Source organism: Azospirillum sp. B21 (genome assembly GCF_008364825.1).
Classification (GTDB): Bacteria; Pseudomonadota; Alphaproteobacteria; order Azospirillales; family Azospirillaceae; genus Azospirillum.
The window spans coordinates 71,784-94,094 of sequence record NZ_VTTO01000011.1; the positions used below are offsets into that span (position 1 = coordinate 71,784).

Annotated in this window: 18 protein-coding genes; 11 read left to right on the forward strand and 7 right to left on the reverse strand. The window is 66.5% G+C overall.

What is annotated here, in order from left to right:
• Window positions 1-45: 45 nt before the first annotated feature.
• Entirely contained in the window at window positions 46-789 is a 744-nt protein-coding gene (locus tag FZ983_RS22945) for a response regulator transcription factor (protein ID WP_149225810.1), read from the forward strand.
• 27 nt (window positions 790-816) lie between these two features.
• On the opposite strand, the gene FZ983_RS22950 is transcribed toward FZ983_RS22945, so the two are convergent.
• Window positions 817-2,367: a hypothetical protein gene (locus tag FZ983_RS22950; protein ID WP_149225987.1), complete on the reverse strand. Its 1,551-nt coding sequence runs from the start codon at window positions 2,365-2,367 to the stop codon at window positions 817-819.
• A 321-nt stretch (window positions 2,368-2,688) separates the two neighbouring features.
• Here FZ983_RS22950 and FZ983_RS22955 point away from each other — a divergent pair, with 321 nt between their 5' ends.
• Together FZ983_RS22955 and FZ983_RS22960 are read left to right on the forward strand one after the other, a co-directional pair.
• Window positions 2,689-2,889 (forward strand): hypothetical protein, encoded by a 201-nt coding sequence (locus FZ983_RS22955; protein WP_149225811.1) that lies wholly within the window; start codon window positions 2,689-2,691, stop codon window positions 2,887-2,889.
• Window positions 2,890-2,962: 73 nt separating this feature from the next.
• A complete protein-coding gene (locus FZ983_RS22960) occupies window positions 2,963-3,697 on the forward strand; it encodes an aspartate/glutamate racemase family protein (protein WP_149225812.1) in 735 nt (244 codons plus the stop codon).
• Between the two features lie 27 nt (window positions 3,698-3,724).
• Here FZ983_RS22960 and FZ983_RS22965 read toward each other — a convergent pair whose 3' ends face one another.
• Window positions 3,725-4,567, reverse strand: coding sequence for a polyphosphate kinase (locus FZ983_RS22965; RefSeq protein ID WP_149225813.1), 843 nt, complete (start codon window positions 4,565-4,567; stop codon window positions 3,725-3,727).
• Between the two features lie 212 nt (window positions 4,568-4,779).
• Here FZ983_RS22965 and FZ983_RS22970 point away from each other — a divergent pair, with 212 nt between their 5' ends.
• Window positions 4,780-8,100: a maltotransferase domain-containing protein gene (locus FZ983_RS22970; RefSeq protein ID WP_149225814.1), complete on the forward strand. Its 3,321-nt coding sequence runs from the start codon at window positions 4,780-4,782 to the stop codon at window positions 8,098-8,100.
• 206 nt (window positions 8,101-8,306) lie between these two features.
• Here the strand turns inward: FZ983_RS22970 and FZ983_RS22975 are convergent, their stop codons facing one another.
• The 3 genes from FZ983_RS22975 to FZ983_RS22985 form a co-directional block, all read right to left on the reverse strand.
• Window positions 8,307-8,555, reverse strand: coding sequence for a hypothetical protein (locus FZ983_RS22975; protein ID WP_247883924.1), 249 nt, complete (start codon window positions 8,553-8,555; stop codon window positions 8,307-8,309).
• A 268-nt stretch (window positions 8,556-8,823) separates the two neighbouring features.
• The gene (locus FZ983_RS22980) at window positions 8,824-9,816 is read right to left on the reverse strand and encodes an alpha/beta hydrolase (RefSeq protein WP_149225816.1); all 993 of its coding nucleotides are present in this window, start codon (window positions 9,814-9,816) and stop codon (window positions 8,824-8,826) included.
• Window positions 9,806-10,804, reverse strand: coding sequence for an ABC transporter ATP-binding protein (locus FZ983_RS22985; RefSeq protein ID WP_149225817.1), 999 nt, complete (start codon window positions 10,802-10,804; stop codon window positions 9,806-9,808). The genes FZ983_RS22980 and FZ983_RS22985 overlap by 11 nt, the downstream gene beginning before the upstream one ends.
• A gap of 180 nt (window positions 10,805-10,984) precedes the next feature.
• On the opposite strand from FZ983_RS22985, the gene FZ983_RS22990 reads away from it, so the two are divergent.
• A complete protein-coding gene (locus tag FZ983_RS22990) occupies window positions 10,985-11,173 on the forward strand; it encodes a zinc-finger domain-containing protein (RefSeq protein ID WP_149225818.1) in 189 nt (62 codons plus the stop codon).
• 39 nt (window positions 11,174-11,212) lie between these two features.
• Here FZ983_RS22990 and FZ983_RS22995 read toward each other — a convergent pair whose 3' ends face one another.
• On the reverse strand, window positions 11,213-12,937 hold the full coding sequence (locus FZ983_RS22995; protein ID WP_247883925.1) for a bifunctional protein-serine/threonine kinase/phosphatase: 1,725 nt from the start codon (window positions 12,935-12,937) through the stop codon (window positions 11,213-11,215).
• Window positions 12,938-13,010: 73 nt separating this feature from the next.
• On the reverse strand, window positions 13,011-13,847 hold the full coding sequence (locus FZ983_RS23000) for a formate/nitrite transporter family protein (protein ID WP_149225819.1): 837 nt from the start codon (window positions 13,845-13,847) through the stop codon (window positions 13,011-13,013).
• A 652-nt stretch (window positions 13,848-14,499) separates the two neighbouring features.
• On the opposite strand from FZ983_RS23000, the gene FZ983_RS23005 reads away from it, so the two are divergent.
• From FZ983_RS23005 to FZ983_RS23030, 6 genes are all read left to right on the forward strand, one after another.
• Complete coding sequence (locus tag FZ983_RS23005; protein ID WP_149225820.1) at window positions 14,500-16,557, forward strand: EAL domain-containing protein; 2,058 nt, start codon at window positions 14,500-14,502, stop codon at window positions 16,555-16,557.
• A 189-nt stretch (window positions 16,558-16,746) separates the two neighbouring features.
• Window positions 16,747-18,372: an EAL domain-containing protein gene (locus FZ983_RS23010; protein WP_149225821.1), complete on the forward strand. Its 1,626-nt coding sequence runs from the start codon at window positions 16,747-16,749 to the stop codon at window positions 18,370-18,372.
• A gap of 120 nt (window positions 18,373-18,492) precedes the next feature.
• Window positions 18,493-18,846 (forward strand): hypothetical protein, encoded by a 354-nt coding sequence (locus tag FZ983_RS23015; protein ID WP_247883926.1) that lies wholly within the window; start codon window positions 18,493-18,495, stop codon window positions 18,844-18,846.
• Window positions 18,847-18,992: 146 nt separating this feature from the next.
• Window positions 18,993-19,421 carry a hypothetical protein gene (locus FZ983_RS23020; RefSeq protein WP_247883927.1) on the forward strand — a complete coding sequence of 143 codons (429 nt, stop codon included), beginning with the start codon at window positions 18,993-18,995 and terminating at the stop codon, window positions 19,419-19,421.
• Window positions 19,422-19,567: 146 nt separating this feature from the next.
• Window positions 19,568-20,746, forward strand: a complete 1,179-nt coding sequence (locus FZ983_RS23025; RefSeq protein ID WP_149225822.1) for a phosphoserine transaminase — start codon at window positions 19,568-19,570, stop codon at window positions 20,744-20,746.
• Between the two features lie 484 nt (window positions 20,747-21,230).
• The gene (locus tag FZ983_RS23030) at window positions 21,231-22,175 is read left to right on the forward strand and encodes an SDR family NAD(P)-dependent oxidoreductase (protein ID WP_149225823.1); all 945 of its coding nucleotides are present in this window, start codon (window positions 21,231-21,233) and stop codon (window positions 22,173-22,175) included.
• Window positions 22,176-22,311 lie beyond the last annotated feature (136 nt).

Genomic DNA, 22,311 nt, shown 5'->3' on the forward strand with positions numbered 1-22,311 from the left:
TATCGGCCGGGTATCGGCACTTTGGATGAATGAAAGGGAACAAACGTGGATCATCATGCACAGCATGTCCATGGCTCCGCGGAGCAGGAACTGGCGTCCGACCGCCGGGTCCCGCCCGACGATCCCTTCAAGTTCCTGATCGTCGATGACCATGCCCTCGTCCGCTACGGATTGTCGCTGGCGCTGAAGCAGCGCTATGAAGGGGCCGTGATCGTGGAGGCGGGATCGCTGGCCGAGGCGATGCGCAAGGTCAAAGCCGAAAGGGACCTGACCGCCATTCTCTACGATCTGCAGATGGGCGACAGCGACGAGCACAGCGGATTGGCCGATATGCTGGAGGCGGCAGGCGACGTGCCGCTGATCGTGGTATCGGGGGCGACCGACGGCAACGTCATCGCGTCCTGCATCCGTGCTGGCGCCCGCGGCTTCGTCCACAAGGGCTGTGAAGGGGCGGCGCTCGACCAAGCGCTTCCCATCGTGCTGGACGGCGGCATCTTCGCCCCGGCGCCGCCCGCCACGCGCGACGGCCGACCGGTGCGCATCGCCATGGCCGCATCCGCGCCGGTGAGGACCGACAGCGACGCGGTCAACGGCCTGACCGACCGCCAGCGCGAGGTGCTGCGGCTGCTGCTGGAAGGCCAGTCGAATAAGGAGATCGCCCGCGCCCTGGGCGTGCTGGAGGGGACGATCAAGGTGCATTTGCGCACGGTGATGCAGCGGCTGGGCGTGCGCAACCGCACCCAACTGGCGCTTGCCACCGTTCGGGCGGGAATCAAGCTGCAGTCCTGATCCGCACCCTACCTGACGCCGCCGCCCTTAGGATGCGGCGGGACCGATCCCGCGCTGTTGGGCGGCGTCCAGCAGGCTGACCAGTTCGCCCGACACCCACCAGCGGCATTTGCGCCGCTCTTCCGTCGCGACCGTCACCACCCGCTCGATCAGCCGGCTTTCCCCGGCATTGAGTTCACGGCCGTCGCGCAGCGCCCGCTCGACGATGGCCAGCAGCGTCTTGTCGATGGCGGTGATCTCGATCGGATAGCCGGTCTCCTCCGCCAGTTCGCACAGCTCGGCCATGGTGGACAGCGCGTCGTCGCGCCCGTAGCTGCCGATCTGACGGAACAGGGCGGCCAGATGTTCGCCGATGGCGGTCAACCAGGGGTTGGTCGAGGCGGCGATGCCGCGGCGGCGCAGCCGGTGATTGAAGCCGTTGATGAAGCGCACCGGTTCTATCAGCGGTCGGGCCGACGCGCTGGCGTTGAGGGTCAGCAGGCGATGGCTCAGCACCGGCACCACCTCTCCCTCCACCAGCCCGGTGACGCGGCCGACGGCGGCGGACACCGCGGCCCAGTTCCGGCCGCCGCGCTCCACCCCGAAACTTTGCAGCGCGTCGTACCACCGGAAGGCGCGTTCCTGCAGGCGGTCCACCGTCTCGCCTGCGGTCAGCTGCGGCGGGGCAGGGCGGCCGAGATGGACATCTTCCAGCTTCTGGCGCAGGCATTGCCAGGCGAACTGGACATGGCCCACCGCCGCCTCTACCAGCGGCGAGTTCGGGAACAGGCCGTAGAGCGCCAGCGCCTGATCGGGATCGCGCGACCCGTTCACCAGGGACAGGGCGTAGAACAGGGCGCCATCCGGCGTTCCTTCCTGCTGCGCCATCTCCGACACGGTGTGAAGGATGCCGATGGTATCGCGCGGGCGCACGGCTCCGCGCCACGACGGCGCGTGCTCCAGCATCGCGTCCAGCATCGCCAGATCGCCCATCGACAGCGGCGCCACGCTGGTCAGGCCGCGCTTGCGCAGCAGGGTGATCCGCTCGGCGTTGGCGGTCGCCAGCAGCGTGCCGGCCCCGCCGCGCTGGCGCAGGATCGCAAGGGAGCGGACGCGGAGTTCCTCCGCCCAATCGGCCGCGGCGGGGGAGGCGAGGACGGCATCGAGCGGATGCTCGCTGGCCCGCGCGGCGATGTCGGTCTGCACCCGGCCGGCCAGTTCGCGCAGGTGCGGCAGCAGGGCGAACCACCAGGCGCTGGCATCGACCACATGCATGCAGCCGGGCGGCCGTGTTTCCGCCAGCATCAGCGCATCGGTGCGCAGCATCACCGGGTCGAACCAGCCGGTCCAGATGCGGCGGGCATGTTCGGTGCGCGGGCCGTTCAGCATGGCGACGATCAGCCGCCCGATCTCCACCGTCATCTGGTCGTCTTCCAGATGCCCGGCCTGCACCAGCTCGAACAGCTTGGACTTCTGTGCGCGGTCGAGCGGGGCCAGGATCGCCTTGACCTTGTCGAGGCTGACGGCCGCCGGATCGGGTTCGGCAGCGTGAAGCGGGACGGTCTGAAGGGAGGCGCTGCGGTTGGGGCGGCCGGCCATGGCGTTCACGGGCGCTGCTGAATTGGCGCAATTTTAGGTACAAGCAGTAATCATTGCTACTGATATGTGGTGACATATTCTGTCGAGCTGTGTCGGATCGCCGCCGCGCGGCGTATCTGGCGGCCGTTCGGCACCTGCGGATCGACATTGAAACGACTTGTATCAAATGTTGCCTAAATTTATTTCATTTAAGGGCTAAATCGCGCCTTCCCGCCCAGTGGTTGTAAGCCCATTATCCGGGCAGGCAACGCGTCCAGCATGAAGGCGGCCCCCATGGTCCCGCAGCAAATCGCCGACACCACCCTCAGGTTGTTTCCCGTCATGAGCCACGTCGACTCCAGCAAGGCCCAACAGGTCGTTGATGACGTCGTCGCCCGTCTTACCGGCACCGGTCTGTCCGACGCCGAGCGTGCGGAGGCTTGCGAAGCGGCGCTGAAGCAGCTGATGGGATACCTGATCGAGCGCGAAGGCTGGATGGCGGAGGAGTTCACCGCCATCGCCCGTTCGCTGGGCGCTTACTGAAGCTCGGCCGGCTGCGTACCGCAAGGCTGTCCTTCGGCCTGTTGCAAGTCCCCTTCGTCGCAGGCAAGGTCCGATGACGTCGTCGGTTGCGGAGCGGAACAGCGTGTCGCAGAAAGTCATCGGCCTCATCGGGGGCATGAGCTGGGAAAGCTCGGCCGAATATTACCGGATCATCAACGAGCGGGTGCGCGACCGGCTGGGTGGGCTGCACTCCGCTCGCTGCCTGATGTGGTCCTTCGACTTCGCCGAGGTCGAGGCGCTTCAGCATGCAGGCCGCTGGGAGGACGCGACGGCCCTGATGATCGATGCCGCCCGGCGCCTGGAGCGGGGAGGGGCCGACTTCGTCGTCATCTGCACCAACACCATGCACCGCATGGCCGATCAGGTGCAGGCGGCCATCGGCCTGCCGTTGCTGCACATCGCGGACCCCACCGCGGAGCGCATCCGCGCCGCCGGCCTGCGGCGCGTCGGGCTGCTGGGCACCGCCTTCACCATGGAACAGGACTTCTACAAGGGCCGCCTCGTGCAGAAGCATGGGCTGGAGGTTCTGGTTCCCGGCGATGCGGACCGCGCCACCGTGCACCGGGTGATCTACGACGAACTGGTCCAGGGCCGTATCGATGAGGCATCGCGGGAGGCTTACCGCGGCGTGATCGCACGGCTCGTCGAGCGGGGGGCGGAGGCGGTGATCCTCGGCTGCACGGAGATCATGCTGCTGGTCCGTTCGGAAGACAGCCCGGTGCCGCTCTACGACACCACGGCCATCCACGCTGAGGCCGCGGTGGAGCTGGCTCTTTCCAACATCTGAGGCCAGCGTCCTCCGCCGCCCGGACCGTTACCCGTTCTGTCCGCCCACGCCCGCAAGGTCGGGATGGATGCCCAGGATCTCCGCCGCCATCCTGGCGACATTGCCGTCGACGGGGGGCGGGGCGATGTTGACTCCCTCCCTCAGGGCGGCGGTGACCGTTTCGAGAACCTTGATGCGGGCGTACCATTTGGAGTTCGCCTCCACCGCATGCCAGGGCGCGTGGGGGGTGGAGGTTCGGTCGAACATCGCCTCCGTTGCCTTGACGTAGTCGTCCCATTTGGCGCGGTTGCGCAGGTCCTCCTCCGTCAGCTTCCAGCGCTTGTAGGGGTTCTTCATGCGCTCGCGGAAGCGCTCCAGCTGTTCTTCCGGGGTGATGTGCAGGAACAGCTTGACGATGCGCACGCCGTCGTCGGTCAGCAGCCGTTCGAACTCGTTGATCTCGTCATAGGCGCGCTTCCACTGGTCCTTGGTCGCGAATTTCTCCACCCGCTCCACCAGGACGCGGCCGTACCAGGAACGGTCGAAGATGGCGAAGGTGCCGGCACCCGGCAGCTTGGTCCAGAAGCGGTAGAGGTAATGCTTGCTCTGCTCCTCCGCCGTGGGGGCGGAGATCGGCCAGACATGGAAGCCGCGGGGGTCGAGCGGCTCGGTCATGCGGCGAATTGCCCCGCCCTTGCCGGCGGCATCCCAGCCTTCGAACACCACGATGGCCCGGCGCTTTTCATGCCAGTAGGTCTGCTGGATGCGCAGCAGCTCCTTCTGCAGCTTGCCGAGTCGGCGGTCGTATTCCTCCGCGCTGTCGTACCGCGTCGTGTTCTGGTCCAGTTTACCAAGGCGGATCTTCGCGACCTTGCCGGGCTTCTCGGCCATGCGGGGCATCCTGTTCTGGTAGGTTCGGTTGGAGTGTCGCGCGCGGCGGGCGGAACCTTCACCGCCCCGCCGGGTTGACCGGCGGGGGCAGGTGCCGGCCGTGGCGCCGGTCCGGGTGCCTCCGCTGGGGAGAGGAGTACAACCCGTACGGTTGATCCCACAACGGGACCGGCGGGCTGTCAACGGAGAAGCAGGCCAAGCAAGGGGGTTCCATGAGCATCGCCGGACCGCGCATCTACAACCTGTTTCCGACCCTGGCTGGTCCCGTGCGCGATTGGGCCGGGCACTTGCCGCGGATCCAGGGGATGGGATTCGACTGGATCTTCCTGAACCCGATCCACCAGCCGGGATTCTCCGGCAGCCTCTATGCCGTCAAGGACCCCTACCGGCTGCACGATGCGCTGCGCGGCGGATCGCATGAAAGCGACGACGAGCTGCTGCGCCGCTTCACGGCGGAGGCCGGGGCGCACGGCCAGTCGGTGATGATGGATTTCGTCATCAACCACACCTCGCGCGATGCGCTGCTGGTCGACCGCCATCCCGACTGGTACAAGCGCGACGCGGATGGCGACCTGCACCGTCCGGGCGCGGTCGATCCCAACAACACCGCCCATGTCACGGTCTGGGGCGACCTCGCCTCGCTGGACTACGACCGGGCGGAGTCCCGGGCTGGGCTGATCGGCTACTGGTCGGACTATCTGCGCCATTACATCGGGCTGGGCGTGAAGGGTTTCCGCTGCGACGCCGCCTATCAGGTCCCGGCCGAGGTGTGGAAGAGCCTGATCGACGCCGCCCACGCCGTGAACCCGGAGGTGAAGTTCTTCGCCGAAACGCTGGGCTGCACGGTGGAGCAGGTGCGCGAACTGTGCGGCGCCGGCTTCGACTTTCTGTTCAACAGCGCAAAATGGTGGGATTTCAAGGCCGATTGGCTACTGGACCAATATGAGGAGTTCCGCTGGATCGCGCCGTCCATCGCCTTTCCGGAAAGCCACGACACCGACCGTCTCGCGGCGGAGGTCGGCAGCCAGGACGCGGTAAGGCTCGCCGCGCAACTGAAGATGCATTACCTGTTCGCGGCTAGCTTCTCCACCGGCGTGTTGATGCCGGTCGGCTATGAATACGGCTTCACCCGCAAGCTGGACGTGGTGCGCAGCAGCCCCGCCGACTGGGAACAGCCGAAGCTGGACCTGACCGGTTTCATCGGCGCGGTCAACGCCATGAAGGCCGCCACCCCGGCCCTGAACGTCGAGGGACCGCAGCGTCGCGTGACCTCCCCCCATAGCCCGGTTCTGGGCCTGATCCGGCAGGTGGACGGCGCCGCCCTCGACCAGCCCGACGGCTGCGCCATCCTGGTGCTGAACCCGGACGAGAACCGGCCGCACACGCTGGACGTCGGCCCGATCCTGGCCGCCACCGGCGGCACCTACGAGGCGTTCGAGGATGTGACCCCGGAGGCCGATCCGCTGCCGATGGAACCCGGCGCGCCGATGATGCTGCGCCCGATGGAACTGCGCGTCTTCCGCGCCCGCGCCGCCCGAAGCCATCCGGTCGAACTCCACGACGTGGAAGAACGGGAGTGGATGGATTCCATCGCCGCCGGCCGCATGACCATCGAGAACGTCTATCCGGAACTCGACGGCGGCCGCTTCGCCATCAAGCGGGCGGTCGGCGACGTGATGGAGGTGTGGGCCGACATCTACACCGACGGCACCTTCGTGCTCGCCGCTTCCGTCATGTACAAGGCGGACGGCGACGACGAGTGGAGCGAGGCGCCGATGCGCTTCCACGAGAACGACCGCTGGGTCGGCCGCGTGCCGCTGACCCGCAACGCCCGCTACACCTACAGCATCGAGGCGTGGCGCGACGTCTGGGAAAGCTGGCGCGCCGACTTCAAGAAGAAGGTCGACGCCGGCATGGTCGTCGACCTGGAGCTGGTGGAGGGCCGCCGCTTCGTCGAGCAGGCGCTGGACCTGAACCATGGTGACGGCCGCGCCGCGCTGGAGGCGGTGATCGAGCGGATGCAGTCGCTCGCCGGCCGCGAGGCCATCGACTACGCCCTGTCGGACGAGCCGCGCCGTGTCATGGCCCTGTATGGCGAGCGGCAATACAAGTCGCGCTATGTCCGCGAACTGGAGGTCTATGTCGACCGCACCGCCGGCGCCTATTCGGCATGGTTCGAGATCTTCCCGCGTTCCGCCTCGCCGGATCCGTCGCGTCCCGGTACGTTCGACGACGTGGTGAACCTGCTGCCCATGGTGCGAGACATGGGCTTCGACGTGCTGTATTTCCCACCGATCCACCCCATCGGCCGCGCCTTCCGCAAGGGCAAGAACAACACGCTGAACCCCGGTCCGGACGATCCCGGCGTGCCCTATGCCATCGGCGCCGAGGAGGGCGGACACGACGCTATCGACCCGATGATCGGCGATTTCGACGGCTTCCGGCGGCTGGTGCGCGAAGCCAAGCGCCACGGCATCGAGATCGCGCTGGATTTCGCCGTCCAGTGCTCCCCCGACCATCCCTGGGTGAAGGAACATCCGCACTGGTTCTATTGGCGGCCCGACGGCACCATCCGCTACGCCGAGAATCCGCCGAAGAAGTACCAGGACATCGTCAACGTCAGCTTCTACCGCCAGTCCTACCCGGACCTGTGGTACGCGCTGCGTGACGTGGTGCTGATGTGGTGCAAGGAGGGCGTGCGCATCTTCCGCGTCGACAATCCGCACACCAAGCCCTTCCCCTTCTGGGAATGGATGATCCGCGAGGTGCAGGACCGCTACCCCGACGCCTTGTTCCTGGCCGAGGCCTTCACCCGTCCGAAGCTGATGAAGCGTCTGGCCAAGGTCGGCTTCACCCAGTCCTACAGCTACTTCACCTGGCGCAACACCAAGCCCGAGTTGACCGAGTATCTGACGGAGCTGACGCAGGGTGAATCCAGGGAGTACATGCGTCCCAACTTCTTCGCCAACACCCCCGACATCCTGCCCAAGATCCTGACCCAGGGCGGGAGGCCGGCGCACATGATGCGGGCGGTGCTGGCGGCGACGCTGGCCGGCGTCTACGGCCTGTACGGTCCCTACCTGCTGTGCGAGGCGGAAGCCTATCCCGGCAAGGAGGAGTACAATCATTCTGAGAAGTACGAGGTCCGGCACTGGGATTGGAACCAGCCCGGCAACATCCGCGACTACGTCACCGCCATCAACCGCATCCGCCGCGAGAACCCGGCGCTGCAGCAGTTCACCAACCTGCGCTTCTACAACGCCTTCGACGACAACATCCTGCTCTACGGCAAGATGACGGCGGCCAAGGACAATGTGATCCTGATCGCAGTGAACCTCGACCCTCACAACGGCCATGGCGGTACCATCGAAGTGCCGCTGTGGGAACTCGGCCTGCCCGACGGTGCCCATGTCCAGGTGGAGGATCTGTTCAGCGGCCACCGCTTCACCTGGATCGGCAAGTTCCAGCATGTGTGGCTCGATCCCCACCGCAACCCCGCGGCAATCTGGCGTATCGTGCCGCCGGGGGTGTGAAAGCTCTGGCGACGGAGGCCCCCTCCCCATCCCTCCCCGCTTTGCGGGAGAGGGGGTAGGACGCTTGCAGAAGTGATGTGGAAGACAACGGCAGTCCCCTCTCCCGCGTAAGCGGGGGAGGGTTAGGGAGGGGGCAACCGATCCCGCCACTTCACAACAAAAAAACGGCCCCGAAGGGCCGCTTTTCAATTCAGTCCACCCGCCGGTCAGCGGCGGCGGATCATCGTCACGCCGCCGACGGTTTTGTCGAGAAAGGCGATCATAGTGTCCGGCTTGTGGCCCACGGAAGAGGCGGCGAAGGCCATCCACCAGCGCGCCATCGGGGTTGTCCAACCATAACGGTCGGCGATGTCCTGAACATCCAGGGTAGAGGTCATGGTCGTCTGGGCAGTCGTCTTGGCGCCGGCCGCGCGGGCCGCACCGGACGGGGTAACCTGGGATTCGACGCTGTGCATGGTTCCTCCCAACGGGGACATTCGGTGTCCGCCTGCGCGGTACCTTATCCTTCAACCACCGGAAGGGGCAGAGAGGCTTTGGTGCTAACGGGTACTATACCTTTGGCTGCAAAGCCGGATGGCGCCGGGGCATCCTTGGGATAGGCGGATCAGATAATATTAGCGTTTCCAATGCGCTGAGCGGGGTACTCGGGCATGACGGCGGCAAATGATTGCCCGACCGTTCCATCCAAGCATGTCACCATGTCGCACTCTTGTCCCCGTCCCCTCACTTGGCGGCGAGCAGAGCCCGCGGGGCGCGGTCGGCGCCGCTCGCCAGCGGCATCTTCGGGTTCCCGATCCAGGCGACGATGTCGTTCACCACCAGCCCGCCCTTCAGGTCGCGCAGCAGCATATGATAGCCGTCGGGATACACCGCGACGACGTGCCGTCCGCCGGCCTCGAAGTCCTTCAGCGCACGCTCCACCGGCCGCGGCGGCAGCACCTCCTCATGCGCGCCGTAGAGCACCAGCGATGGTGTCTGCAACTGCTGGCAAGCGTCGAGCGCCGCACCCATCAGGTCGGTCAGCCCCTCCAGCGCATCGACACGCGAACCCTTGATGACCAGCGGATCGCGGCCCAGCGCCCGCAGCATCTCGATGTTGTCGGACGGCTTGATGTTCATGTCGCGCGGCGGGTGCACCACCATGCCGGGCACCAGATTGTAGGTGACCCACAGGGCGGCGCGCGGGAAGAAGCCCATCGCCTGCCGGCCCCAGACCGCGGGGGCTACAAGGATTGTGCCGTCGACCTTGGGCGGGTTGGGGCCGGTCATGGATGTGAGCACCACCGCACCGCCCATGCTTTCGCCCATCAGATAGACCGGCACGCCGGGATGACGCTTGCGCACCATCTCCACCGCGGTGGCGGCGTCACTGACCAGGGTCGGCGTGCCGGCCCAGACGCCGCGGTCGCGGGTGGCGCCGAAACCGCGCTGGTCGTAGGCGTAGGTGGCGATGCCGGCCGCGGCGAACTCGCGGCCGGCGCCGTCGAAGGCGTTGGAATAGTCGTTGTAGCCGTGCAGGGCCACCACGGCGGCTCGCACATGGCCGTGGGCCGGAAGCCAGGAGCGCATCGGCAGCTCGAAGCCGTCGGCGGCGATCAGAACCTTGTCGTTCAGCTGCGGCTGGACGACGGCCGTTCCCATCGGCTGGAAATTCGCGGCACAGCCGCCAAGCAGAAGTCCCAGCCCGAGAACAGCCGCCAATCCGCTACGCCGCATGGACTACCCCTGTGTTGCCGTGCGCACCACCCGTCAGTTGGAGGAATATATCCTCCAGATCCGATTCCTCGGTCGTGACATCGATGATCCCGATGCCCGATGCGGCAAGAGCCGACAGGATGGCGCCCGCGCGCTGCCGGCTGGGCTGGTAGCGGACAACCATGCGCCGCGGCTCCGGCAACTCCACCGTGTAGCCTTCCAGCGAAGGCGGCGCGGCCGACAGGTCACGGTCCAGCGTCAGGCACAGCGCCTTGTTGTCCACCCGGCGCAGCAGGGTCCGCGTCGGTTCGCAGGCCACCACCTGCCCATGGTTGATGATGGCGATGGTGTCGCACAGCTCCTCCGCCTCCTGAAGGTAGTGGGTGGTCAGCAGCACGGTGGTGCCGGACTTGTTGAGCGTGCGCACATAGTCCCAGAGTTGGCGGCGCAGCTCCACGTCGACGCCGGCGGTCGGCTCGTCCAGGATCAGCACCGGCGGGGTGTGCACCATCGCCTTCGCCACCATCAGCCGGCGCTTCATGCCGCCCGACAGCGAGCGGGCATGGGCGTCAGCCTTGTCGGCCAGCCCGACGGCGTCCAGCAACTCCTCCGTCCGGCGCTCTTTCTTCGGCACGCCGTAGAGGCCGGCCTGAAGCTCCAGCATCTCGCGCGGGGTGAAGAAGGGGTCCATGTTCAGTTCCTGCGGCACCACGCCGATGGAGGCGCGGGCGCGTCGCGGCTGCTCCGACACCTCGTGGCCCCAGATGCTGGCGGTGCCGCCGGTCTTGTTCACGAGCCCGGCAAGGATATTGATCATCGTCGACTTGCCGGCGCCGTTGGGGCCGAGAAGCCCGAACAGAGACCCGCGCGGAATGGCGAGGTCGATTCCCTTCAGCGCATGCTTCGGCCCGGCCTTGCCGGTCGGCTGGTAGATCTTGGTCAGGCCGCGCAGCTCCACCGCGTTGGCCGGGAGCGAGACGGGCGTGGGGGTATCGGTGGGCGCGGCCATTGATCCTGAACCATGATGTTTGCGGTTGGCGAAAAAGCCCGGCGATCCGGTGGTTTCCCCCGTTGATCCGCGGCGCGCGATGGGTATCATCCGGCCCGCGCGCGCGGAACCTCTCAACGGGGGCCCGGACAGCGGGCGCGTCCACGATGGCGTGAACCGGCGCGCCTGTCAAAACAGAGGATGACTGCCATGCAGCCGACCGAGACGATCCTTGTTGAAACCTCGACCGTCGGGTGCGACGGCGGCGGCGGCGCGCTGGGCCATCCGCTGGTCTATCTGACGCTGGATCGCGAAGGGCAGGTGGAATGCCCCTACTGCTCGCGCATCTACAAGCTGAAGGAAGGCGCCAAGGTCGCCCACGGTCATTGATCCAAGGGCACTGACTGACCTTCGGCCGGGCCGCCCCGCTTACGGGCGGCCGGCCAGCAGGACCAGCACCGCAAGCGCCAGTAGCGCCGACAGCCCCTGCCAGAAGGCCAGCGGGTTGCGGTCGATCAGCGGCCGGCGCCGCGCGCCCGGGCCATGCCTGCGCGGGTGGCGCAGGTCGTACAGGTACTCCGACAATTCCTGATAGCGCTTGGCCGGGTCCGGATGGACAGCCTTGCGCAGCACCCCGTCCAGCCAGACGGGAATGTCCCGCTCGTCGTGCAAGGCGGTGCGGTAGACAAGTTTGCGCTGGCGCACCCGCGTGGTGGCCGTCGCCGCATCGCCGCCATAGGGCAGCCGGCCGGTCAGCATCTGGTAGGCGATGACTCCCAGCGCATAGAGATCCGACGCCGGCGTTCCGCCTTCGCCCAGGAAATATTCCGGCGCCGTGTACTGCACGGTCCCCAGGATTTCGCTGCGGTCGGCGTCGGGCATCGTCTCCAGGATGCCGGGCACCAGAACCGAACCGAAATCGACGATCTTCACGGTGCCGGTGCGGTCGATCATCACGTTGTCGGGCCGCAGGTCCTGGTGCAGCATCTCCAGCCGATGGAAGGCCTGCAGCCCCTTGCCGATCTGCTCGACGATGGCGCGCACCGTGGGCAGGTCGGGGCTGGGGTGGTCGCGCATCCACTGGGTCAGCGTCTGCCCCTCGATGTACTCTGTGGCGACATAAAGGTGGCGGCGCGGACGGCTTTGCGGCGGCGGCTTCAACACATGGGGGCTGTTCACCCGCCGGGCGATCCATTCCTCCATCAGGAAGCGGCGCAGATGGGCGCGGTCGTCGCGCCGGTCGATGGCCGGAATCTTCAGCACCACCGCCGGTCCGCCATCGCCATCCTGGGCGAGATAGACGTGGCTGCGGCTGCTGGCGTGCAGTTCCCGCAGGATTCGGTACCCTTCGAACTCTGTCCGTGGTTCCAGCAGCGGCGGCAGGGGAAGGTCGGAGAGGCGGTGGAACAGGTCGCCGGCATCGGGAGCGGGTACGGCGTCGACGCGCAGGATCTGGATCGTCAGGTTGTCCGCGCTGCCGCGGCGAAGCGCCTCCTCGACCGCGAGTCGCGCCGCCTGGTCGAGATCCTCCGGGTGTTCGGAAATCGTGCTGACTAAAAAATCGGCATCGATATGCTCGTAGACGCCGTCGGTCGCCAGCAGGAAGACATCGCCCGGCTCCACCGCCACCTCGCGGTAGTCGATCTCCAGATGTGGCGCCACGCCCATCGCCCGGCCGAGATAGCTGACCTCCGACGAGACGACCACCCGGTGATCGGTGGTCAACTGTTCCAGCGACCGGCCGACGATGCGGTAGATGCGGGAATCGCCGACATGGAACAGGTGCGCCGTGGCCGATTTCAGCACGAGCGCGCTCAGCGTGCAGGCATAGCCGCGGTCCTGATCGTAGCGGTATTCGCTGCGCCGGTTCTGGGCGTGAAGCCAGGAGTTGGTCGCGGTCAGCACGCGCTGCCCCGCCGTCTTCACCGACCAGCTTTCCGGCGTGCAGTAATAGTCGGTCAGGAAACTCTTCACCGCGGATTCGCTGGCGATGTGGCTGACCGGGCTGCTGCTGATGCCGTCGGCCAGCGCCACGGCGATGCCCTTCATTCCCAACAGCGGCGCCACCGGGATCAGGGCGCCGTGAAAGTCCTGGTTGGCGTCCTTCCGCCCCTTGTCGGACCATTGGCCGATGGAGATTCGCAACTCTTTCACGATGCCGGTCCCGTCACGAAAAACCCCGGCCCGAACCGGACCGGGGTCGTTTCAAAAGCTGGAGGAGGGCGCGTCACTCGGCCGGCTGCAAACCGGTCTGCTGCAGGCGGCGCTTCGGCGCGGTGCGGACATGGGTGGCGTAGAGCGTCAGGCCGGTGAAGGCCAGCCCGCCGACCAGATTGCCGAGCACCGTCGGCAGTTCGTTCCAGATCATGTAGTCCATGACCGAGAAGTTGCCGCCCATCAGCATCGCCGACGGGAACAGGAACATGTTCACCACCGAATGCTCGAAGGTCATGCCGAAGAACAGCATGATCGGCATCCACATGGCGATCACCTTGCCGCTGACGGAGGTGGAGATCATCGCCCCCACCACGCCGGTGGAGACCATCCAGTTGCACAGCACGCCGCGCAGGAAGATGGTCAGCATGCCTGCGGCACCATACTGCGCGTAGCCCAGCGTCCGGTTCTCGCCGATATGCGAGATGACGGAGCCGACCTTGTCCGGCGGGGTGGAAAAGCCGTAGGTGAAGACGATCGACATCATCACGGCCACCGTCAGCGCGCCCAGGAAGTTGCCGAGGAAGACCAGCCCCCAGTTGCGCAGGATGCCGCCGACGGTCACGCCGGGCCGCTTGTCGATCAGCGCCAGCGGCGTCAGCACGAACACGCCCGTCAGCAGGTCGAAGCCCAGCAGATACAGCATGCAGAAGCCGACCGGGAACAGGATGGCGCCGATGATCGGGAACCCCGTCTGGACCGTGACCGTGACGGCGAAGACCGCTGCGAGCGCCAGGATCGCACCCGCCATGAATGCCCGGATGACGGTGTCGCGGGTGGACATGAAAATCTTGGATTCGCCGGCATCCACCATTTTGGTGACGAACTCGGAGGGCACCAAATACGACATGACAAGTCCCCTTGGAACATGTGCTGAAAGAACGGCAAGCAGCGTCGGGTCCGGCCCGCGCGGCACCGGTCCGGTGCGGGGGCAGGAAAAGAAGGACGCGTTGCATGTGATTTGGGTGCGGGCCGAGCCTTTGGCCTCGCGCTGGTCAAGCCGCCGTTGGCTTGCCGCCGACAACTTTGCACGGCGCGTGCCAGTCCGCCGGATGCGCGGAAACGGGCCGATTTCCTCAGCCGGGGGGCTTGTCGATGCCGACGCTCGCTTTTGCGATTGCTCACACATTGTGCGGTTGTGAGTAAAAATCAGCCATTCGCATAGGAATGACTGTGATCGTATGGCAGGGGGCGCCATCGCCTGCTCGGGGCGAAGTCTTTCAGACTTTCAATATAGTGCGCACAAATGAGCTTTTCCGATCAATGGCTTGCCTCACTGTACCGGCAAGACCCCTGCTCATTGGACAGGATGGGTTACCTTTTTGTTATATTTTCCCTTCGTACTATGCCACAGTATCACCGATGGCGCTTGACGGGCGTTGTCGGACCGACGTCTACTTTGCCGCATTGCGGAAAGGTGGAGATTCCACAATCGTTGTTTGAGTTGTACGCTTATGTTGTTTCCAGGCGGTTCGGGATTGGCGTCGGATGAGGCGCGGGCAATGAGTCACGAGACTGAAGAGCAGTACCGCAGCATCTTCGAAAATGCCGTCGAAGGCATTTATCAGACCACCGTCGACGGGCGGTACCTTCGGGTCAATCCGGCGCTTGCCGACATCTATGGGTATGCGTCGCCGGAAGACCTGATCGCCAACCTCACCGATATCGCCTGCCAGCTTTACGTCGATCCCGGCAAGCGCGAGGCCTTCGCCGACCTGATGGCCCGCCAGGACCGCGTCCACAGTTTCGAGGCGCGCGTCTTCCGCCGTGACGGCTCCATCATCTGGATTTCGGAGAGTGCGCGCTGCGTGCGCGATAACGACGGCCGCATCCGCTATTACGAAGGCACCGTTCAGGACATCACCGAACGCAAGCAGCACGAGGAGAAGATCCGGCTGCTCGCCACCGTGTTCGACAGCGTCGCCGACGGCATCCTGATCGTCGATCCGGAACTGACCGTCCAGGCGATCAACCCGGCCTACGAGATCATGACCGGCTTCCAGCGGGAAGAGCTGCTGCGCCGGCCACTGGTCCTCTTCGCCCCCGGCTCGCACGAGCGCGACTTCATCGACGCCATCTGGACCACCGCCCGCCAGTCCGGCCGCTGGCAGGGAGAGGTCACCAGCTTCCGCCATTCCGGGGATGCCTTTGCCGCCGCTTTGTCGGTGACGTCGGTGCGCGCGCCCAACGGCGTGCTGGAGCATTATGTCCTCACCATTGCCGACATCAGCCAACGCAAGTCACAGGAACACCAGATCCGCTATCAGGCCAGCTTCGACCGGCTGACCGACCTGCCAAACCGCTGGCTGGTCTGCGAAAGGCTGGAGGAGGCGATCGTCCGCGCCCAGCGCAGCAAGAGCAAGGTCGCCGTCGCCTTCCTCGACCTCAACCGTTTCAAGCAGGTCAACGACACGCTGGGCCACCATGCCGGCGACGAGTTGCTGAAGCTGGTGGCGCGGCGCCTGCGCAACTGCACCCGCATGACCGACACCGTCGGCCGGCTGGGCGGGGACGAGTTCCTGATCGTTGCACCCGACGCCGCCGACCGCTCCGCCGGCGCCCGGCTGGTGGAGAAGGTGCTCTATTCGATGGACGAGCCCTTCGCCGTCCATAATCAGGAGCTATTCTGCGGTGCGTCCATCGGCATCGCCTTCTATCCTGACGACGGCGAGACGGCGGACCAGCTTCTGCGCAACGCCGATCTCGCCATGTACCACGCCAAGCGCAACCCGGAGCACAAATACGTCTTCTACGACGGCGGGATGCGCGAGCGCTCGGGCTTCACGCTGGGGCTGGAAAGCGATCTGCGCCGCGCCAGCGGCGGTGGCGAATTCGAACTGCATTTCCAGCCGAAGATCGACCTTGCCGGCAACCGCACCATCGGGGCGGAGGCGCTGATCCGCTGGCGCCACCCGATCCGCGGCATGGTCAGCCCGGCGGAGTTCATCCCGCTGGCCGAGGAGACCGGCCTGATCTGGGAAATCGGCGCCTGGACGCTGATCGAATCCTGCCGCCGGCTGGCTGATTGGATAAGGCGCGACCTGCCGATCCCGTCCGTTTCGGTCAACCTGTCGCCGCGCCAGTTCCAGGACGCCCGCCTCGTCGGCTTCGTCCGCAGCGTGGTGGAGTCCGCCGGCATTCCTCCCGGCCGGCTGGAACTGGAGCTGACCGAGGGCGCCATGATCGGCGACATCGAAAAGGCGGTGACCATTCTGAACGGGCTGAAGGACATCGGCGTTCGCCTGTCCATCGACGATTTCGGCACCGGTTATTCCTCGCTGGCCTATCTGAAGCGCTTCCCCATCGACACGCTGAAGATCGACCGCAGCTTCGTCCGCGACATCGTCAAGTCCACCACCGATCCGGCCATCGTCGGCACCATCGTGAACCTCGCCGAAAGCCTGGGCTTCGACACCATCGCCGAGGGGGTGGAGACGCAGGAGCAGGCCGACATGCTGCGCCAGCAGCGCTGCACCCGCATCCAAGGCTTCCTGATCAGCCGGCCGCTGCCGGTGGACCAGTTCGAAGCGTTTCTCGGCAAGAGCGTGGTTCCGGCCTGAGACGCTGTTCGGTTTGCTCTGCCCCCCGGACTCCGTTCCTGTGCCCAATAGGTAGGTCGACGAAATTTCGATAGTGGTAGGGTTTCCTTTACGTTTAGGGTGCGAACCTTAAGTAGACATATTATTTCGCTCCTGGCGATATGATGCGTCGGAAACCGCCTGTCCCACAGCGATTCCTGTCGAGGCTACATGACATCGGACGTCGCACGCTTCCTCGGCTTCGCGTTCGCCAACGCGGATGTGCTGATCGAGGTGGATGCGCGCGGGACCATCGGATTTGCGGCCGGGGCCTTGCAGAATCTCCTGGGCATCACGGACAGCGACCTGATCGGCCAGCCCATCGACCGGGTGGTGGCTGCCGGCGACCGCGGGCTGGTGCGGCGCCTGCTGCGCACCGCCGGGTCCAATCACCGGCTGCAACCGCGTGCCGTCGAGCTTGCCGGCGGCGTGAAGGCCAACCTGTCCGGCTACCGGCTCGGCCGTTCTCCCAATGTGCAGCTCACGCTGACGCGGCTGGAGAGCGGCGCCGGCAGCACGGCGCAGCCGGCCCGCGATGCGGAGACCGGACTTCTCGACCCCGATGCCTTCCAGTCGCAATTGGGCGAGCGGTTCGGTGTCCATGTCGGCAACGCACCGCCCAAGCTGACGCTGATCAAGATCGCCGATTTCGGCGAGGTGAAGTCGCGGCTGGGTGCCGAATTGACCCTGCGCCTGCTGGGGGAGGTGGGGGCGCTGCTGCGCGTCCACGCTGCCGACGACACTCTGGCGACCCGGCTGGGGGAGGACCGCTTCGGCCTCGTCCATGGCAGCGACGTGTCGGCCGACGCGCTGGCCAGCGAGATCGCGGTCACCGGCGCCGGCCTGTCGCCCAACGGCCTGCCTCTGGCTTCGGAGAACCTGACGCTCGACATGGCGGCGCCCGGCCTCAGCCGGGAGGATGCCGGCCGCGTGCTGATGTTCACGGTAAAGAGCTTCGCCGAGGACGGCACCGGCTTCGACATCGCCACCATGCATGACGCGGTGAAGCTGCTGGTCGACCAGACGGTGACGCGGGTGACCAGCCTGCGCTCCACGCTGACCGACGACCGGCTGAAACTGCAGTTCCAGCCCATCGTCTCGCTCGCCACCCGCGGGCTGCACCATTACGAGGCACTGGCCCGCTTCCCCAACGGAGCCCCCGGCCCGACCATCGCCTTCGCCGAACAGGTGGGCATGGTCCATGACGTCGACCTGCTGGTCTGCGAGAAGGCGCTGGAGGTTCTGGCCGCCGATGCCGGTCTGCAGATCGCCGTCAACATGTCGGCGGCGTCACTGGGCAGCGACATCTTCGTCGTCGCCTTCCAGCAGCTGGTCGCCCGCAATCCGGCGCTGCGGTCCCGCCTGCTCGTGGAGGTGACCGAGTCGACCGGCCTCACCGACCTGCCGCGCGCCGCCCGCATCCTGGAGGATCTGCGCCGCGCCGGGCACCGCATCTGCCTGGACGATTTCGGCGCGGGGGCCGCCTCCTTCCCCTATATCCAGGCGCTGCCGGTCGATTTCGTGAAGATCGACGGCAGCTATGTGAAGCGGCTGGGCGGCAGCCCGCGCGACGACGCCATCCTGCGCGCCATGGTGGGGCTGTGCCGGGAGGTCCGCGTGCAGGTGATCGCCGAGATGGTGGAAACTCCCGATCAGGCGGCGCAGCTCAACGCCTGGGGCTTCGAACTGGCCCAGGGCTATCATTTCGGCAGGCCCGCCGACCAGCCCGTGTATCAGGCACCCGGCCTGTTCACTCCGCCGCGCCAGCGCCCTGGCTTCGCCGACGGCCAGGTCTGACCGCTTCGACCAAGGTCGTAGGACGAAATCTTTTACGAAGGAGTGGAATGAAAGCGGGGGCCTTCGCGTTCATCCGATCAAAGGGGAACAACCGCTTCCCGACACCAGGAGGACGCCGGAATGACTGGCCGTTTTGGGTTTGGATTGAAAGCCGTGGTTCTGGGCGCTCTGGTCGCCGGATCGATGCTGGGCGTGACCGTCAGCCAGGCGGAGGCGGGTGACGGCTGGCGCGGGCGCGGCGATCACGGCCGCGAATGGCATGGTCCCGGCCGCGGCGGCCACGATTGGCGCCGCTGGGATCGTCCGCGGCATCACCACAGACATTGGCGCGAGCGTGACGTCTATTACGCCCCGCCGCCGGTCATCTACGCCCCGCCCCCGCCGCCGCGGGTGATCTATGCGCCGCCGCCGCCGGTCATCTATGCGCCGGCCCCCGTCGCTCCCGGATTCGGTTTCAGCGTCAACATCCGCTGATCATGCTGCCGTACTCCACTGGCGAAAAAGGACGGCTTCCGGCCGGGCGCCTACCGCATTATGGTGCGCCCGGTTCGGACAGCCGCCCCGCCGGGGCGCAGCAGCCAGGGAGACGGCCTTTGCGGGTTCTTTGTGTGTGTGCCGCGGTGGCGGGCAGCCTTCTGATCCCCACCTCCGCCAGCGCGGCCGAGCCCCGCCTGATGGCGGCGCTCGGCAACACGATTCTGACGATGACCGACATCGGGCCGAAGCACACGCAGGTCTCGGTCAACGACAAGCCGGTCTTCGAGGACAAGGAGAGCGACATGCTGTCCTTCGTCGGCGCCTATTCCCTGAAAGACCGCTGGATCGCCCTGTTCCAGGCCGACACCGGCGCCAAGGATTGCCCGACCCGCTTCCGCATCCTCGAGGTCGGCGGGCCGCAGCCGGTGGTCTCCTATCCCTTCGGCTCGTGCAGCGATGCCGCTCAGGTCACGATCGACAACGACATGCTGACCGTTTCGATGCCGCAGCCGGCCGGCGGCGGCGAAGCCGCCTGGACCTACCGCAACGGCAAGATCGGCCGCACGAAGTAGTCGGCGGACAGGGGGGCTGGCAGAGGCGTTGGCAGGGCTGCGCATCCGGTGTGGCTGGGCGTCGCTGCCCGTCGATTGACGGGCGGGGGCGCAGCTTTTAAGGTCCGGACCTCCGCACATTCCCGTTCCGGGACAGGAAGTCCGCCATGACGATCAGCCGCCCAAGCCGCCGCCCCAACAATCCGCTCTTCTCCTCGGGTCCGTGCGCGAAGCGACCGGGCTGGTCGCTCGACGCGCTGGACGGCGCGCTGCTCGGCCGCTCGCACCGCTCCAAGCCGGGCAAGGCCAAGCTGAAGGAGGTCATCGACCTCACCCGCGCGGTTCTGGCCATCCCCGGTGATTACCGCATCGGCATCGTCCCGGCCTCCGACACCGGCGCGGTGGAGATGGCGCTGTGGTCGATGCTGGGCGCCCGCGGCGTCGACATGCTGGCTTGGGAGAGCTTCGGCAAGGAATGGGTGACGGACGTCGCCAAGCAGCTGAAGCTGCCGGACGTCCGTAACCTGATCGCCCCCTACGGCGAACTGCCGGACCTGTCGGCGGTCGATTTCAGCCGCGACGTGGTCTTCACTTGGAACGGCACCACCGCCGGCGTCCGCGTGCCCGACGGCGACTGGATCGCGGACGACCGCGAAGGGCTGACCATCTGCGACGCGACATCCTCGGCCTTCGCCATGGCGATGCCCTGGAGCAAGATCGACGTCGCCACCTGGTCCTGGCAGAAGGTTCTGGGCGGCGAGGCGGCGCACGGCATGCTGGTGCTGAGCCCGCGCGCGGTGGAGCGCCTGGAGAGCTTCCAGCCCGACCGGCCGCTGCCGAAGATCTTCCGCCTGACCAAGAACGGCAAGCTGATCGAAGGCATCTTCGAAGGCGACACCATCAACACCCCGTCTATGTTGTGCGTCGAGGACGCCATCGACAGCCTGCGCTGGGCCTTGTCGGTTGGCGGCCTGACCCAGTTGATCCGCCGGTCGGAGCAAAACCTGCGCATCGTCGCGGAGTGGGAGGAGGCCAGCAGTTGGGCCGGCTTCCTCGCCAAGGAGCCGGCGACCCGCTCCTGCACCTCCATCTGCCTGCGCTTCACCGATCCGGAGGTGACCGCTCTGCCGGAGGAAGCCCAGGCGACTTTCGCCAAGAAGCTGACTGCGCTTCTGGAGAAGGAGGAGGCCGCCTTCGACGCCGGTTCCTACCGCGACGCCCCTCCAGGCCTGCGTCTGTGGGGCGGGGCGACGGTGGAGAACGACGATATGGAGGCGGTGCTGCCCTGGCTAGACTGGGCCTTCGCCACGGTCAAGGCGGAGATGCTTGGCCCGAAGCAGGGCTGACGCCGGCAAAAGCGCAAGCCGGGCCATAGTCCACAGGCCCGTCCGATCCGATCGAAAGGCCCTGCCGTGGCGTGAATGCCACAGCGGGGCCTTTTGCGTTGATCGATTTTGTGCTGTGCAGCAAAGGATCCGGCCAAGGAACCATACGTACACAGCAGCATTTCTGCACCAGTGTGTCCGGTCCGACGCGGGATTCGGGCTGGCAAGCTTGACCATGGTTATCCACAGAACCGTGGACAAGGTGGTGGATAACCCTGTTGAACCATCGGTCGTGCCTATCCGGAAACCGCGGTGGCCGAAGTCGGGCCGATTCGCCCGCCGGGTCGCCGAACGGGCGGCGCGGCTCTCCGGTTGAGGCACCGGCCTATCCCGAAGATGGTCTGGCGATCCTGCGGTTGTGTCCCGACCCTTAGAGTGGGAATTCCGGCGGCTCTGCTGCGCTGCGGCGGGACCGGTCACAACGAAGGAAGGGCTTGGACGGACCATGGCGCACTACCTCATCACCGGCGGCTGCGGTTTCATCGGCTCGCATCTGGCCGACCGGCTGCTTGCCGACGGGCATCGGGTGACGATCCTCGACAACCTGTCGAGCGGTCGGCTGGACAAGAAGCCGGAGGCGGCGAAGCTGGTGGTGGGCGATGTGGCCGATCCCGATGCGGTGCGCGAGGCGATGGCCGGCGACGATGGCGAGGGGGTGGACGGCGTGTTCCACCTTGCCGCCGTCGCATCCGTGCAGAAATCGCGGGAGCTGTGGGCGGAGACCCACCGCACCAACCTGCTGGGCACCGTCACCGTTTTCGAGGCGGCACGCGACGCCAAGCGCGGCGGTCCGATTCCCGTCGTCTACGCCTCGTCCGCTGCCATCTATGGCGACAACACCAACACGCCGCTGAAGGAGGACGAGCTTCCGCGTCCGCTGTCCGCCTATGGGGTCGACAAGCTGGGCTGCGAGATGCATGCCCGCGTCGCGTGGTCGATCCAGGGGGTGCCGACGGTCGGCTTCCGCTTCTTCAACGTCTATGGGCCGCGGCAGGACCCGATGTCGCCCTACAGCGGCGTGATCTCCATCTTCGCCCGCCGGGTGGCGCGCGGCGAGGATGTGGAGATCCACGGTGACGGCCAGCAGGTCCGCGACTTCGTCTTCGTCGGTGACGTGGTGCGCATCCTGGCGCTGGCGATGGAGCGGCGCTTCGCCGGCGCGCAGGTGTTCAACCTCTGCACCGGCCGCGCGACCTCGCTGGTGATGCTGCTGGACGTCCTGCAGGAGCTGTGCGGCAGCCAGGTTCGCCGCCGCCACTCGGAACCGCGGGCGGGCGACATCCGCGTGTCGATCGGCGACCCGTCGCTGATGCGCTCCACCTTCGACACCGTCTGTCAGGTCGGCCTTCTCCAGGGGCTGAGCGCCACCCTGACCGGCCGCATGCCTTGAGGTCGGGGCCGCTACCGGAGTATGAGGGGGGCAGAAGAATCAGGTGAGCGGAGCATGACGAGGGCGGCGACGGAATCCCCCTCTCCCCCCCGGGGAGAGGGCCGGGGTGAGGGGGATGCGCCGCGACATGCGTTCG

Coding starts and splice junctions, on each gene's coding strand:
- FZ983_RS22950 (WP_149225987.1), bottom strand. CDS start 2,367: ATGGCCGGCCGCCCCAACCGCAGCGCCTCCCTTCAGACCGTCCCGCTT.
- FZ983_RS22980 (WP_149225816.1), bottom strand. CDS start 9,816: ATGCGGCGTAGCGGATTGGCGGCTGTTCTCGGGCTGGGACTTCTGCTT.
- FZ983_RS23015 (WP_247883926.1), top strand. CDS start 18,493: ATGACTGGCCGTTTTGGGTTTGGATTGAAAGCCGTGGTTCTGGGCGCT.
- FZ983_RS22970 (WP_149225814.1), top strand. CDS start 4,780: ATGAGCATCGCCGGACCGCGCATCTACAACCTGTTTCCGACCCTGGCT.
- FZ983_RS23030 (WP_149225823.1), top strand. CDS start 21,231: ATGGCGCACTACCTCATCACCGGCGGCTGCGGTTTCATCGGCTCGCAT.
- FZ983_RS23005 (WP_149225820.1), top strand. CDS start 14,500: ATGAGTCACGAGACTGAAGAGCAGTACCGCAGCATCTTCGAAAATGCC.
- FZ983_RS23010 (WP_149225821.1), top strand. CDS start 16,747: ATGACATCGGACGTCGCACGCTTCCTCGGCTTCGCGTTCGCCAACGCG.
- FZ983_RS23000 (WP_149225819.1), bottom strand. CDS start 13,847: ATGTCGTATTTGGTGCCCTCCGAGTTCGTCACCAAAATGGTGGATGCC.
- FZ983_RS22955 (WP_149225811.1), top strand. CDS start 2,689: ATGAGCCACGTCGACTCCAGCAAGGCCCAACAGGTCGTTGATGACGTC.
- FZ983_RS23025 (WP_149225822.1), top strand. CDS start 19,568: ATGACGATCAGCCGCCCAAGCCGCCGCCCCAACAATCCGCTCTTCTCC.
- FZ983_RS22990 (WP_149225818.1), top strand. CDS start 10,985: ATGACTGCCATGCAGCCGACCGAGACGATCCTTGTTGAAACCTCGACC.
- FZ983_RS22965 (WP_149225813.1), bottom strand. CDS start 4,567: ATGGCCGAGAAGCCCGGCAAGGTCGCGAAGATCCGCCTTGGTAAACTG.
- FZ983_RS22960 (WP_149225812.1), top strand. CDS start 2,963: ATGACGTCGTCGGTTGCGGAGCGGAACAGCGTGTCGCAGAAAGTCATC.
- FZ983_RS22975 (WP_247883924.1), bottom strand. CDS start 8,555: ATGCACAGCGTCGAATCCCAGGTTACCCCGTCCGGTGCGGCCCGCGCG.
- FZ983_RS22985 (WP_149225817.1), bottom strand. CDS start 10,804: ATGGCCGCGCCCACCGATACCCCCACGCCCGTCTCGCTCCCGGCCAAC.